The organism is Litoreibacter sp., assembly GCF_039974535.1.
Lineage (GTDB): Bacteria > Pseudomonadota > Alphaproteobacteria > Rhodobacterales > Rhodobacteraceae > Litoreibacter.
The window spans coordinates 55,555-69,372 of the sequence record NZ_JBDWIU010000012.1 but is presented as its reverse complement, the minus strand read 5'-3'; the positions used below and the strand labels follow the sequence as shown (position 1 = coordinate 69,372).

The following is a 13,818-nucleotide window of genomic DNA, read 5'->3' as shown; positions in this document are numbered from 1 at the left end:
CTGGGATCTTAATGACCCCTATATTTGGTTATTACCCGCTCAGGTTAGCGTTTACCGACCCGAAGCACCTCCCATTCTAGCTCTATTCCGCTGTGTTTGAGAACCCTTTTCCGCACCAATTCCCCCAAATCTTCCAACTCGGCGGCTGTAGCACCACCTGTATTGATCAAGAAGTTGGGGTGCTTCTCGCTCATTTGCGCACCACCTAGTGTGTGACCACGCAGGCCCGCCTCGTCGATCACCTTCCAAGCTTTCAGCTCATGGGTGTCGTCATCGCGCCCTGTCGAAGAGAACCCAGCAGGGTTGCGAAACGTGCTGCCCGCCGTGCGATCCTTGGTGGGTTGCGTCGCGTCGCGCTTGGCCAATTGGTCTGTCATGCGCTGGTGCAAAGCGTCGGCATCCCCCGTCGGGGCCTCCAACACAACCTCCACAATAACCATGCCGCCTGGCAAATCGGAGGAGCGGTAGGCGAATTTCAAATCATCCGTCGTCAACACCACAGTCTCACCACTGCGGGTGATCGCCGTGGCCTCGACGAAGACATCCGCCATATAAGACCCATAGCAACCCGCATTCATCCGCACCGCACCGCCGATAGCGCCGGGAATGGTGCGCAGGAAGGTCAAATCCAACCCCGCATCCGCTGCTTTGCGCGCCACATGGGCGTCCAGCGCCGCTGGGCCGCAGGTCACGCGAGTGCCCTCACACGAGATGCCATTAAAGCCGCGACCCATGCGGATCACCACCGCATCCAAACCACCGTCACGCACGATCAGGTTGGAGCCAACGCCCATAGGAAAAACCGGAACACTGGGATCAAGATCGCGCAAAAAGCTGGCTAGATCGTCACGGTCTGCGGGCTGGAAAAGCGCCATGGCAGGACCACCGACGCGAAGCCACGTGAGGTCTGCAAGCGGGCGGTCCGGCGTCAACACGCCGCGAGGGGTGGGGAAATTGCTCATGTGAATGTGCTAAATGTGAGGGCCGGTTTGAGCAAGGAGAAAGCGATCCGCACCAGACCACAGCACACCCTATGTGAGGGCGCTCGTTCAATTTATGTACTGCACTTCGGCGTGGCCTCCCGCGAGACGCCACGCCAGTTTGTCAACGCTTAGGCTTCATGCTTGTTGTGAACGATAGAGGCATAAAAGGACATGGCAATCAGAGCCATTCCAACTCCGCCTGTTATGAGTTCGTGCACGTGCGTCAGGGACTGCAGGAACATCACGATCGATAGCGCAAAGATCGAATAGAACGCCCCGTGTTCCAGATACCGAAACTCTGCCAGCGTCCCCCGCTCAACCAACATGATCGTCATCGACCGCACGTACATCGCGCCGATGCCCAAGCCAATCGCGATAAGCAGGATATTAGTTGTTAGCGCAAATGCACCAATCACACCGTCAAAGGAAAAACTGGCGTCAAGAACTTCAAGGTACAAGAAGGCCCCCAAGCCCCCTTTCGCGCCGATTGCAGCCGTCGAGCCAGCCATGTTGTCCAGATACGTTCCAAGACCATCGACCATCGTAAAAACCAACAGCCCCATCACCGCGGACGTCAGGAACGGAGCCAACTCATGCTCCGGCAACCACCGCGAAACGAGCAACACAACCACCAGCACGAACGCGATCTCGAAACCTCGGATTGATCCCCAAGACCGCAGGCGTTTTTCGAGCATCCCGATCCAATCCACCGACTTGTCTTCGTCGATGAAAAACTTCAGGGCGACCATCATAAGAAACGTGCCACCAAAGGCCGATATGGGGCCATGCGCGTGGCCGATAATGCGCGAGTACTCGTCTGGGTCGGCCAGCGCCATGTGCATGGCCGCAAATGGGTTGATCCATGCGAAAATGGCAACGATAGCGAGTGGGAAGACAATCCTCATTCCGAAAACGGCGATGAGAATGCCCCACGTCAAAAACCGCTGCCGCCAAAGTGGCGTCATCTCTTCCAGTTTGTTGGCGTTGACGATTGCGTTGTCAAAAGACAGCGCAATCTCAAGCGCAGCCAACACCGCCCCGACCATGAGAAAGGATAGAACGCCCCCCAAGTCGCCCTTGGTCACCCAGCCCAACCAGCCGGACAAACCAAGCCCGATAAAGGTCGTGATCAATGGCCATTTCAGGTAGGAAACAGAACTACGCTGTGTGCTCATACTCTAATTTCCTGACATCACGGCTGGCAACCAAAGCACCAGTTGCGGAAAGAGGAACAAAAGAATTAGCCCCAACAGCTGCACCAGCATAAATTGCATCATACCAAGGTAGATATCCTTGAGATCCCAATTGGGCACAACCCCCTTAAGAAAGTAGGCCGACAGGGCCACAGGCGGCGATAGCCACGCGGTCTGCAGGTTCACGGCGACCAGAATACCAAACCATACCATTAGGTCGTAACGCTCCAGCCCGTATACATCCAAGGCCTCCACGGTTGGCAGAAGGATTGGAACCACGATCAATACGATCGGGACCCATTCCAGCGGCCAGCCAAGCAAGAAGATCAATGCCATCACGATGATCAAGATCAAATAGGGCGACATATCGAGGCCCAGCAGCAGCTCGGTCATCATCTTTGGGGTGCCCAATGCACTGAACTCTGCCCCGAAGAAGTTTGAAGCCGCCACAAGGAACATGATCAGAACCGTGATTTCCAAGGCCTTGATCAGGCTGTCAAAGAAGCTTGGTATGGTGAACTTGCGGTAGCCGATCGAGAGCAAAATGGCACCAAAGGCCCCCATTGCCGCCGCCTCCGCCGGAGTTGCAAGGCCAAGCAAGATCGACCCCAAAGCGAATGAGATCAAGATCGTCGGGGGCATCAACCCCGCAAAGAACTCGTCCCATAGGTCTGAGAAATAGAAGCTTTCGCCCTCCCCTGAGCGGTAAATTGGCCGCCCCAGATATGCGAGGAGCGCGGTGAACAAACCAAAGACAATCGACCAGATCGAGACGCTGCCATCGCTGCCAGCACTCGCAAAGACCATGTAGAGGTGAAACGCCATCGCAATTGGCAAGGCGATCCGCAAAACGCTTAACTTGCGGTAGGCCGCGTTGGCCAAGGCTAGGGTCAGCCCCAAAACGACCAGCCCACCGAAAGGGATTATCCCCGCAAAGGTCCCGCCCAAACTCAGGCCAAAAACGCGGCATATGGTCAGGACGCCCAAACAGATCAAGGCGACCTCTGCCCCGTAGTAGTTTGAGGTCTCAGGTTGGTCTTCCTCCGCTAGGATCGGGCCCAGTTCCGGATTCAACCAGCAGCGCCCAAGGGTATAAAGCAGATAGAGCGTCGCCAGAAGCGCGCCGGGGATGAAGGCGCCGCGGAACAGGTCCAGTGTGGACACTTCCAAGACAGGCCCCATCACGATCAACATGATCGAAGGCGGGATCAAAATACCCAATGTGCCGCCAGCGGTGATCGTGCCCGCAGCAAGTTGCACGTTGTAGCCGGACCGGCTCATGGTCGCGCCAGCCATAATTCCAAGAAGGGTTACCGACGCCCCCACGATCCCAGTTGCCGCCGCAAAGATCGTCGAGACGATCAACACCGCGATAAACAATGCCCCACGCACACGGGCCATAATCATCTGGATAGAGGCAAACAAACGCTCCATCAGACCTGCCGCTTCCATCACGATCCCCATCAAGACGAACAAAGGAACCGCCATCAGCTGGTCGTTCAACATGGTGGAGTTGGTGTTCAAGGTCATCAACAAGGTGGTCAGTTTGAAATTCGCCCCCCAGATACCGAAAACGAATGCCAGAAAGATCAGCGTAAACGAGATCGGAAACCCGATGAAGATCACGAAAAGCATCGCTCCTAGCATGATCAAGCCAATCGTGGGTTTTGACAGGTTGGGTTGTGCCCTCATCAGGTCAGTAAACCACTCGCCACCTGGCACCAATTCAGGCGTGAAGATCGCCAATATAAGCCAAGCCAGCGCAATGAGGTAGACAGGCATCGCCCTCAGGAACCAACGTTCGCGCTCCTTGCCCATCTTGTGGAAGGCGCGGAAAATTTCTGGAATTCCTTGCAGCGTCAAAAGCAGACCACCAACAGGCATCGCCAAACGGGCGGGCCACAGGAGCGGCCCCCAAGCGCTGTCGATTTGCATGGTCTCCCCTCGCGAGAAGGCAAGCCACCAGAACTCGCTCGCGACGATCGTGAAAAAGATCATCGAAGGAATGAAGAACAATAAGTAGAGCGAGGCATCGACCGTTGCCTGCGTTTTGTCCTCCCAGTTCCGGTAAAGGAAGTCGGCGCGAATATGCACGCCGCGCATCAGCCCGTAGCCGGCCGCCGCCATAAACATGACGCCCGCAATCATGCGGCTGGTGTCATAGACCCACAACGTCGGCCCAAGCCCCAGTGATCGCGCAAGGTCTTCAAATCCGGCATTTTGGAGGATGGAAAACGAATTGCGCGAGATTACCTCGAACACCACCACGATGATCAATGGCACCATCAACAGCGCGATGAGCTGCCCAGCGCGGTAGTTCAGAACATCAATCGCCGCAGTAATGGGGCGCTGCCATGCGGTCATGTCTTCCGGCGTTTCACCGGGTGCCTCGGCACGTCGCTCCGCGATCAGCTCGTCTGCAATCTCGAGCTCATCTGGGTTCACCTCATCTGCGGCCATCCCCGTTCTCCCTTTTTATCACTACCCTTTTTGGGCCTTCATTTTGGGGAAAGGCCAGCGCCCATGCCAAAAATGAAGCGCGGGACCACTGGGGCCCCGCACCAAAGTTGGTTTTATTTCAGAGTGTCAGCATGTGCCTTGCCCAAGCTTGCGTTTGAAGCTTGCGCACCTGCCCAGAATGGAACCGCGATGTCCGCGAAATCTTTCTGTGACTGCCATACTTCTGCGAAGAACTCGTTCTCGTCCGAAGCGGCTTGCAGCGATTTTCTGGCTGCGGCCATGTACTCGGTGAAGTAGTCAGCAGGTGTGTCCTCAAGGATAACGCCGTGGTTTTCGGTCAGATCCTTAAGCGCCTTGCCGTTTTCGTAGATACGGTAAGACATGGATTTGGACAGCGACGCGTTTGCCGCGACTTCCAGAGCCTTCTTCTCAAGTTCGCTCAGGCCATTGTAGAAGTCGAGGTTCACGTACATGTCCGCGTTCACCACAACTTGGTGCAGACCTTGCAGGTAGTAGTGCTTCAGCACTTTTTGGAACCCAAAGACAGAGTCAGGCTTCGGGCAGCACCATTCAGCCGCATCGATTGTGCCTTTTTCCAAAGCTGGCAGAATGTCACCGCCGCCCATGGCCACCGCCGGAACGCCGATTTCTGCATAGGCCGCGCCAACCATACCCGGAGGGGCGCGGAAGCGCATCTGACGGAAGTCATCCATGGATTCGATTGGTTTCGGGAACCAGCCCAAAGCCTCAGGACCAACGGGTTGAAGCATGAACCCTTTGACGTTCACACCCATCTCGCCCCACAGACGGTCATACAGCTCTTTGCCGCCGCCATACTGGAACCAGCTCAAGAACGCGATGTTGTCCATGCCAACGCCAGCGCCCGCAACAGGTGCCCCAAAGAGGTTGGCTGCAACGTGCTTGCCACCCCAATAGTGGGTCCAAGCAAAACCGCCCTCAACAAGGCCCGCGTCAACCGCGTCCATGATATCGCGTGGGCCAACAACCGCACCCGCAGGCAGCACTTCGATGGTGAGCGAGCCGCCCGTCAGTGCGGACACGTCCTTGCCGAACTCGTTGAGCATGAAGACTTCATCAGCTGTGCTTGGCAGCACCGACTGAATCCGCAGTACTTTCTCGGCCATCGCAGCGGTAGCCGTAAGCGCCAATGCTGTCACACCGGCTGTTAAGTGTTTTATTTTGAACATGAGTGTTCCTCCCTAGTTTCAATACCTTCGCGGATCGTTTTCTTTGCTGCCAAAGGCGAAGGTGCACAGCTGGCAGTGTTTCGTTGTTGGCCAAGCGAACCGGTAGGTCCGCCCAGCGTTGAATTCTTTTTTGTGCGTGAATGGCTCATTGGCGTGCATCCTTCAGGATGAGGGCGCTCGCCTTTTCCCCAATCATGATTGCTGGGGCGTTGGTGTTGCCACTCACAATCTTAGGCATGATTGATGCATCTGCGACCCGCAGGCCGCGGACCCCTTTAACCCGCAAATCGGGATCCAGAACCGCCATCGGGTCAATGCCCATCTTACAAGTTCCGGTTGGATGGTAGATCGTCACAGAGGTGCGGCGCGCCCAATCAAGTGTCGCGGCCTCATCGTCAAATGCCACGTCTGGGCCAGGAGCATGCTCCTCGGTGACATGGCCTTTCAACGGCTCTGTCTGAGCAATCTTGCGCGCAATCTGGATGCCTTTCACAAGGGTTCGGCAATCAGTTTCTGTCGACAGGTAATTCGGGTGAATTTCGGGGTGATCGTCCATATCCGCCGAACTTAAGGTTAAATGCCCCGTGCTCTCTGGGCGAAGTTGCAGCACCGATGCCGTAAATGCCGAGAACTTATGCGGGCCGTCGGCGGGCTTATCAGCGCTCCACGGTTGTATATGAAACTGGATGTCCGGCGTCGCGAGATGGTCTTCCGTTTTCAAGAAACCGGTGCCAAGGCTCGCCGCCATGGCCATTGGCCCCCGTTGAGTGAGGAGATATTGCGCACCGATCATCGCTTGCTTGAAGATGTTGCTGGCCTCAGTGTTGATCGTGCTAAGATCGGTTTTGAAAACTGGGCGCGCTTGCAAATGGTCTTGTAGGTTTTTGCCCACACCTTTCAGCGCAACCTTCACGTCAATGCCATGCGCCTGAAGCTCATCTGGGTCGCCAACGCCAGACAGCATCAAGATTTGCGGAGACCCAATCGCCCCCGCACTCAGGATCACTTCACAACGCGCGGAGATCTTCTTCATCTGGCCATTGTGACGCGCCCAAACACCAACCGCGCGACCACCTTCAATCAGAACCTTTTCGGTTTGGGTGTTGGGCAGGACATGAAGATTCTTACGGCTCCGGTAAGGGGTCAAATACGCAGCAGCAGCTGAACACCGCCGCCCACCCTTCATCGTCAACTGGAAATGCCCTACGCCATCTTGCTCACCGCCATTATAATCTGGGTTGCGTTGGTAACCCGCCGCCACGGCAGCATCGACCCACGTGTCGACAATATCGCGCTTCAATCGAGAATGCTGAACTGAAAGCGGGCCGCCTTTGCCGCGCAATTCGTCCTTGTTGTCACCTTCCCAATTTTCCGAGCTTTTGAAGTGGGGAAGCACATCGTCCCAGCTCCAACCAGTGCACCCCATCTGGGCCCAGCCGTCGTAATCTTCGGCTTGCCCGCGAACATAAAGAAGCCCGTTTATCGAGCTTGATCCGCCTAAAACTCGGCCGCGCGGCCAAGGGATCGAACGTCCGGCAATGCCGGGGTCGGCTTGGGTTTTATACTGCCAATCACTGAGCGGATTGCCCATCGTACGAAAGTAGCCGACCGGAATATGTATCCAAGGATTGCTATCCTTCGGCCCAGCCTCAAGCAACGCAACCGAGTGCTCTCCACTTTCCGAAAGGCGATTGGCAAGCGCACATCCTGCCGATCCAGCACCTACGATGACGAAGTCAAAGTCCAAAAAATTCCCCAATGTTTAAAAAATGAGACTTTTTGTCTCGTTTTTGGTAGAAAATCACAGTACAATGATTCTAAAAAAATACATCATTCTTTTTTGGAGGGCTTTGCTTTGGCTTCATCAGATCGAATTCCAACCAACCTGAGGACGCTGCTCATCCTCGAGGTTTTGGGGCGAAGCAATCAGGCCATGACCGCCAGTGAGATCAATGAATCCCTTGGCCTACCCAAACAAACGATCCATCGCCTTTGCGCGACCCTTGCAGAGAACGGCTTCATCGCCCAACACGGAAACTCAAAGCGATATCAAGTTGCAAGAAGGCTGCGCGAGCTCGGGTCTGGCCTCATTCACAGTTCCAGAGACCACATCGCCAGACGCCAAATTCTATCTGACCTCGCAGCCAAGATCGGGGAGACCGTTAACTACGTCGTTCCAGAAGACGAAGGCATGCAATATCTAGACAGGGTTGAAACCGACTGGGCCTTTCGAATTCAGCTCCCCATCGGGACCAACGTCCCCTTCCATTGCACGGCGAGCGGCAAGTGCTTCCTTGCGAGCCTGCCCCTAAAACAACGGGAAACTTTGGTTCAATGCCTAAACTTCGAGAAAATGACCGAACGAACGCACACATCCCCCGAGACCTTGCTTGAGGAATTGGCGGAGGTTCGAAAGCTGAAGTATTCTTTGGACCGCGAAGAGTTCCTCGACGGCATGATCGCGCTGGCTGTGCCGATCACAGATGCAAATGGTCGATTTGTCTCGGCCCTTGCCATGCACGGCCCCACTCAACGGCTGTCTATCGAGCTATTGATCTCTCAGGTGCAATTGATTCAAGACGCCGCGAATAGGCTCAGCAAAGACCTATTGTCAGACTAGGGGTTTCCACCGCCTTCAAAACGCCCGGTCTTGGTGGGCTTTACTCGCGTTCGCGGATGGTTTTGGCAAAGGCTGGGAAAATCTCTGCGTTCGCGGCGATCATATGACCGTCTACCAAAATGCTCTGCCCCTCGCGGATCGGCTCGATAAAGCCGCCCGATTCTTGGACCAACAACACGCCACCCGCGATGTCCCAGATGTTCAGGCCCCGCTCCCAGTAGCCGTCATAACGACCAGCGGCAACGTAAGCCAAGTCCAGCGCGGCAGAACCCCAACGGCGAATACCTGCACATTGTGGTGCCAATCGCGCAAGGTCCTGTAAAGCGGCAGGCAGGTAGCGGCTACCACCAAAGGGCACGCCAGTGGCGAATACGGATTCGATCATTTTGTGGCGGCCAGACACCCGCAGGCGCTGCTCGTTCATGAACGCACCTTCACCCTTTTCAGCCACGAACATCTCGTCCTTGGCGGGGTCATAAACCACGGCGGATACGATTTCGCCCTTATGTTCCAAAGCGATAGAGACTGCGAAGTGCGGCATCCCGTGCAAGAAGTTAGTCGTGCCGTCCAACGGATCCACGATCCAGCGACGTGTCGGGTCCTTGCCTTCAATCTCAGCACTTTCCTCACCAAGCCAGCCGTAAGTCGGGCGCGCTTCCATCAGTTGTTCTTTGATGATGGCCTCGGCGGCGAAATCGGCCTTGGACACGAAGTCGCCAGCTCCCTTCATCGAGACCTGCAAGTTCTCGACTTCGCGGAAGTCTTTTACCAGCGATCGGCCAGCAACACGTGCGGCTTTGATCATAACGTTAAGATTGGCGCTGCCTTGCATGGGTCATCATCCTGTGGAGAGGTTCGGAGGCGCGTATAGACCTATCCCGCGCTTAGGGAAAGCCCTTGCGGACAGGGTAAATATGAACGACTGCTAACTTATGTCCACAGACCGTCCCCTCCTAGGCATCATGTTCATGATTGGCTTCTGCGTCCTTGCGCCCATCGGGGACTCGCTGGCCAAGATTTTGGGCGAGAGCATTCCTCTCGGGCAGCTCATGTTAATCCGTTTTGGAGTACAAGCCTTGGTGCTGCTTCCATTGGTCTGGATCACTGGCCGAAACGTGTTTTTTAAAGGGCGATTGTTGCGGCTGACCATATTGCGCTCCGTGCTGCATATCATCGGGATCGGGGCGATGTTTTCCTCCCTGCGGTTTCTACCACTGGCGGACGCGGTGGCCATCGCCTTCGTGATGCCCTTCATCATGTTGCTACTCGGCAAATACGTGTTGAACGAGGAGGTCGGCATGCGGCGTTTATTGGCCTGCGTGGTGGGTTTCCTCGGCACGCTTTTGGTGATCCAACCCAGCTTTGCGGCTGTCGGCGCACCCGCCTTGTTGCCCTTGGTCGTTGCCGTGGTCTTCGCCCTGTTCATGCTGGTCACGCGCCAAATCGCCAAGGACGCGGACCCGATTAGCCTACAAGCCGTCAGCGGCCTCGTTGCCTTGGCTATCCTTAGCGCGATGTACCTGATCCCCGGTACAGACGCTATTGAGCAATTCCAAATCGTGAAGCCCGAAAGCGCTAAGGTTTGGACCATGCTTGTGGCCATCGGCCTGCTGGGCACCTTCGCGCATTTGGTCATGACTTGGAGCCTCCGGTACGCGCCCTCCGCCACGGTCGCCCCTATCCAATATCTGGAAATTCCGATTGCCACGATGGTCGGCTTTGCGGTCTTTGGGGACTGGCCCAACTCGCTCGCCATGCTTGGCATCTGCATTACGATGGCGGCGGGGCTCTACATCCTCATGCGCGAACGTCGCATGGCCAAACTTGTGCCGCCTGCGGCCTAACCCTCATCATCCGCGTGATGCGCGTCGTATCCCGCCTCTAGCTCGCTTCGCAGGAATTCACCAAAGTTGATCGAGGCGAACCGCGGTTCTCCAGTCCCCGCAAGTGGCGCAATATCCGCCGAGACATGCGGATCGAAGAAGAACGGCACCGAGTACCGCTCGCGCCCCGACGCATTGATCACACGGTGCGGCGTCGACAACAAACGGCCATTCGACAAGCGGTGCAACATATCCCCCACATTCACCACCAACGCCCCGCTCAGCGGCGGCGCATCCACCCAGTTTCCCGCAGGGGTTTGCACCTGTAACCCGCCCACATCGTCTTGCGCCAAAAGCGTCAGACAGCCGAAATCTTTATGCGGGGCGGAACCATATAGATCCTCAGGCGCTTGCGCGGGTTGCGGTGGGTAATGCAGCAGTCGTAGCCACGTCGTCGGGGTGTCAAACCCCGCCAATATGCTGCGGTCCTCTATGTTAAGAGCATCCAGCGCCAACCCGATCAGCTTACGACCCAAATCGGTCATAGCATCCGCATAAGCTTCGCAAGCCTCACGAAAACCATCCAATTCAGGCCATTGATTGGGACCAGACAGATAGACATCCGAAGAGATCGCCGCATCCTCGCGCATCATCATAAAAGACGCGGATTGGTTGGGCTTGGTCACCTCCGCCAGATCAGAATTTACATCCGTTGAGGTGTTGATCGCGATATACCCACGGTGGCGGGGATCAAGGGCGATCGCGTCTTTGGTCGCATTCGGCAAGGCGTGGAACTGTGCAGAGGCGTCGAAAACCGCTTGGCGCAACGTCTCGTCCACACCGTGGTTCACCACATAGCCGAACCCCGTTTCCCCATAAGCGCGCACAAAATCGCGCGCCAAATCGGTGGTGTCCTCGCCAGCAATTAAGGGCGCGAGATCAAGAATTGGAATGCTCGTAAATTCAGCCACGGCCAGTCTCCACCCGCAGGTTGCTAACTCAGCTCCGGCGCACGCTGCAGTTTCAGCGGTTCCGTGCGGGCCAATCGGATAACGTTAGCCATAAACGGTTTGGCCGTGTCTTCGCTACGCGTCGCCGCATAAAGCCGTTTGGTCCGACCCTCTTTGGTCAAAGGCCGCGTCACATAGTCGGAATTATAGCGCACCTCGCGCACGACCCAATCCGGCAGCACCGCCACCCCGCGATTGGACGCCACCAACAGCAAGATCACCGCCGTAAGTTCCACCTGACGCACCCCCTTCGGCTCAACCCCAGCGGGGGCCAGCAACTCGGTGAACACATCAAGGCGCGTGCGGTCCACTGGGTAGGTGATTAAATTTTGGTCGCGCAGGTCTTCGGCCTCAATGAAGCCCTTCTTAGCCAATGGGTTTTGGCTAGAGGCCACGAACACCGGCTCATAATCAAACAACGGGGTAAAATCCACGCCCGGCAGGTCTTCAGGGTCCGAGGACACGACCAAATCCACCTCTTCGCGCACCAAAGCAGGCAAGCCGTCGAACGACAATCCGGGACGGATATCCACATCTACATCGGGCCAGTTCTTGCGGAACCCTTCCAGCACGGGAAATAGCCACTCGAAGCAGGCGTGGCACTCAATCGCTATATGTAAGCGACCGGTTTTTCCAACGCGCAAGCCCTCAAAGTCCGCTTGCAACGCTTCCACCTCGGGCAAAATGCGCTCCGCCAGCCGCAGCAATTTGCGCCCCGCAGCGGTCAGTTTCATCGGCTTGGCACGGCGAATGAACAGCTCGACACCCGCCTGATCTTCCAAGCCCTTGATCTGATGGCTCAGCGCGCTTTGTGTAATATTCAGCTGATCCGCCGCCTTGGCCAAGCCGCCAGCCTCGTGAATGGCACGCACCGTTCGCAGGTGTCGAAATTCGATATGCATGCGATCCTCATAATCATCGTGAAAGTTATGAATTTGTCTCACATCGAGGCTTGTGGCACAAGCAAGCAACCCCAAAAGGACCCTGATATGACCCGCCCTAACGTCTCGTTTGAATTCTTCCCGCCCAAATCCGTTGAGGCAAGCTTCCGGCTGTGGGACACAATTCAGGCGCTGGCCCCGCTCGATCCCACTTTTGTTTCCGTGACTTATGGCGCTGGCGGCACGACCCGCGAGTTGACCCATGAGGCGGTCACAGCCCTAAACAAATCCACCGACCTGCGCGTCGCGGCGCATCTGACCTGCGTCAGCGCCACCCGCGAAGAGACCATGTCTATCGCGTGTGACTACATGAAGTCCGGCGTGACAGACATCGTCGCCCTGCGCGGCGATGCGCCAAAGGGCGAAGATTTCGCGCCAACCAAGGATGGTTTTGCCTCCTCTATCGAATTGATCGAGGCGTTGAAAACCGAAACCGACGCCACCATCCGCGTCGGCGCCTACCCTGACAGCCACCCCGAGGCAGGCTCGATGGACGACAATATCGCCTACCTCAAGCGCAAGTTTGACGCGGGCGCAGATGCGGCGATCACGCAGTTCTTCTTTGAGGCGGACACCTTCTTCCGCTTCCGCGACGCCTGCGTAAAAGCTGGCATCGACAAGCCGATCTTGCCGGGCATCTTCCCGATCGAGAACTGGACCCGTGCCCGCAACTTCGCCATTCGCACTGGCACGATGGTCCCTCAATGGCTCGACGATGCCTTCACAGCCGCGATCCGCGACGATCGCCACGACCTGTTGGCCCAGTCGGTGATCAGCGAGCTGTGCACCGATCTTGTGGAGGGCGGCGTCGATGATTTGCACTTCTACACCCTCAATCGCCCCGAGCTGACCCGCGACATCTGCGCGGCATTGGGCGTCGCACCTAAAACAGCGTTGGCGCAAGTGGCCTAATACTCCGGCCTATTGCGCCCAATGGGCCTGTCTCTTACCGTCTCCCTGACACCTTAAGAGACAGGCCCGCCATATGCCCGAACAATACCAGCCAACCTCCATAGATCAGCTCCCCTCGCGGGAGGTGATTTTGTCCATGTCCGGCTTGGAATTCATGCAAAAGGTCCTCGCAGGGGATCTACCGATGCCCCCCATCGGCAAGGCGCTAAACTACAGATTGCACAGCGTTAAACCCGACGAAGTCGTCTTTCGAGGCACGCCCACCTTCGACACGCTAAACCCAAGTGGCACGGTGCATGGCGGCTGGTATGGCACCCTATTGGACAGCTCGATGGCCTGCGCAGTGATGACGCGGGTGCCCAAGAGCTCCTTCTACACAACGATGGAATTCAAGGTGAACATCATCCGCCCGATACCTCTAGATGTAACCGTGGACAGCATCGGCACGGTAGAGCACGCGGGCCGCTCCACTGGCGTGGCCACAGGCAAAATCGTCGGCATCGAAGACGGCAAACTCTACGCCACGGGCTCCACCACCTGCATCATCATGACGCCGAAATAGACGGGGCAGATCAGTTGATTGCGCAATTAGCCTGTGTTCACCCTGTAGAACTTTGCTGATCTTCACCGTTATTCTTCGAATGACCTCTTTGGCGGGCTAATGACGA

The 13,818-nt window shown here is 56.5% G+C and carries 12 protein-coding genes; 4 read left to right on the top strand and 8 right to left on the bottom strand.

Features of this window, described 5'->3' with window-relative positions:
* Positions 1-44 precede the first annotated feature (44 nt).
* The 5 genes from murB to ABJN86_RS13255 form a co-directional block, all read right to left on the bottom strand.
* Positions 45-962, bottom strand: coding sequence for a UDP-N-acetylmuramate dehydrogenase (murB, locus tag ABJN86_RS13275; RefSeq protein WP_348363642.1), 918 nt, complete (start codon positions 960-962; stop codon positions 45-47).
* Between the two features lie 149 nt (positions 963-1,111).
* Positions 1,112-2,158: a DUF475 domain-containing protein gene (locus ABJN86_RS13270; protein ID WP_348363643.1), complete on the bottom strand. Its 1,047-nt coding sequence runs from the start codon at positions 2,156-2,158 to the stop codon at positions 1,112-1,114.
* A 3-nt stretch (positions 2,159-2,161) separates the two neighbouring features.
* A complete protein-coding gene (locus ABJN86_RS13265; RefSeq protein WP_348363644.1) occupies positions 2,162-4,636 on the bottom strand; it encodes a TRAP transporter large permease subunit in 2,475 nt (824 codons plus the stop codon).
* 113 nt (positions 4,637-4,749) lie between these two features.
* Complete coding sequence (locus tag ABJN86_RS13260; protein ID WP_348363646.1) at positions 4,750-5,844, bottom strand: TRAP transporter substrate-binding protein; 1,095 nt, start codon at positions 5,842-5,844, stop codon at positions 4,750-4,752.
* Between the two features lie 145 nt (positions 5,845-5,989).
* Complete coding sequence (locus ABJN86_RS13255) at positions 5,990-7,591, bottom strand: GMC family oxidoreductase N-terminal domain-containing protein (protein ID WP_348363647.1); 1,602 nt, start codon at positions 7,589-7,591, stop codon at positions 5,990-5,992.
* Between the two features lie 93 nt (positions 7,592-7,684).
* Here ABJN86_RS13255 and ABJN86_RS13250 point away from each other — a divergent pair, with 93 nt between their 5' ends.
* Entirely contained in the window at positions 7,685-8,464 is a 780-nt protein-coding gene (locus tag ABJN86_RS13250) for an IclR family transcriptional regulator (RefSeq protein WP_348432274.1), read from the top strand.
* A 40-nt stretch (positions 8,465-8,504) separates the two neighbouring features.
* Here ABJN86_RS13250 and ABJN86_RS13245 read toward each other — a convergent pair whose 3' ends face one another.
* The gene (locus ABJN86_RS13245; RefSeq protein WP_348363651.1) at positions 8,505-9,296 is read right to left on the bottom strand and encodes an inositol monophosphatase family protein; all 792 of its coding nucleotides are present in this window, start codon (positions 9,294-9,296) and stop codon (positions 8,505-8,507) included.
* Between the two features lie 100 nt (positions 9,297-9,396).
* Between ABJN86_RS13245 and ABJN86_RS13240 the strand changes: the two genes are divergently transcribed.
* Complete coding sequence (locus ABJN86_RS13240; protein ID WP_348363652.1) at positions 9,397-10,308, top strand: DMT family transporter; 912 nt, start codon at positions 9,397-9,399, stop codon at positions 10,306-10,308.
* On the opposite strand, the gene ABJN86_RS13235 is transcribed toward ABJN86_RS13240, so the two are convergent.
* Both ABJN86_RS13235 and ABJN86_RS13230 read right to left on the bottom strand, forming a co-directional pair.
* Positions 10,305-11,258, bottom strand: a complete 954-nt coding sequence (locus tag ABJN86_RS13235; protein WP_348363654.1) for a 2OG-Fe(II) oxygenase family protein — start codon at positions 11,256-11,258, stop codon at positions 10,305-10,307. The genes ABJN86_RS13240 and ABJN86_RS13235 overlap by 4 nt on opposite strands.
* Positions 11,259-11,281: 23 nt before the next feature.
* Entirely contained in the window at positions 11,282-12,199 is a 918-nt protein-coding gene (locus ABJN86_RS13230) for a LysR family transcriptional regulator (protein WP_348363656.1), read from the bottom strand.
* 87 nt (positions 12,200-12,286) lie between these two features.
* Between ABJN86_RS13230 and metF the strand changes: the two genes are divergently transcribed.
* Complete coding sequence (gene metF, locus ABJN86_RS13225) at positions 12,287-13,150, top strand: methylenetetrahydrofolate reductase [NAD(P)H] (RefSeq protein ID WP_348363657.1); 864 nt, start codon at positions 12,287-12,289, stop codon at positions 13,148-13,150.
* 73 nt (positions 13,151-13,223) lie between these two features.
* On the top strand, positions 13,224-13,712 hold the full coding sequence (locus tag ABJN86_RS13220) for a PaaI family thioesterase (protein WP_348363659.1): 489 nt from the start codon (positions 13,224-13,226) through the stop codon (positions 13,710-13,712).
* The last annotated feature ends 106 nt before the right edge of the window (positions 13,713-13,818 follow it).

Bases quoted from the DNA above. Each gene is read 5' to 3' on its own strand.
- ABJN86_RS13270 (WP_348363643.1), bottom strand. From the start codon at position 2,158: ATGAGCACACAGCGTAGTTCTGTTTCCTACCTGAAATGGCCATTGATC.
- ABJN86_RS13230 (WP_348363656.1), bottom strand. From the start codon at position 12,199: ATGCATATCGAATTTCGACACCTGCGAACGGTGCGTGCCATTCACGAG.
- ABJN86_RS13245 (WP_348363651.1), bottom strand. From the start codon at position 9,296: ATGCAAGGCAGCGCCAATCTTAACGTTATGATCAAAGCCGCACGTGTT.
- metF (WP_348363657.1), top strand. From the start codon at position 12,287: ATGACCCGCCCTAACGTCTCGTTTGAATTCTTCCCGCCCAAATCCGTT.
- ABJN86_RS13240 (WP_348363652.1), top strand. From the start codon at position 9,397: ATGTCCACAGACCGTCCCCTCCTAGGCATCATGTTCATGATTGGCTTC.
- ABJN86_RS13220 (WP_348363659.1), top strand. From the start codon at position 13,224: ATGCCCGAACAATACCAGCCAACCTCCATAGATCAGCTCCCCTCGCGG.
- ABJN86_RS13260 (WP_348363646.1), bottom strand. From the start codon at position 5,844: ATGTTCAAAATAAAACACTTAACAGCCGGTGTGACAGCATTGGCGCTT.
- murB (WP_348363642.1), bottom strand. From the start codon at position 962: ATGAGCAATTTCCCCACCCCTCGCGGCGTGTTGACGCCGGACCGCCCG.
- ABJN86_RS13265 (WP_348363644.1), bottom strand. From the start codon at position 4,636: ATGGCCGCAGATGAGGTGAACCCAGATGAGCTCGAGATTGCAGACGAG.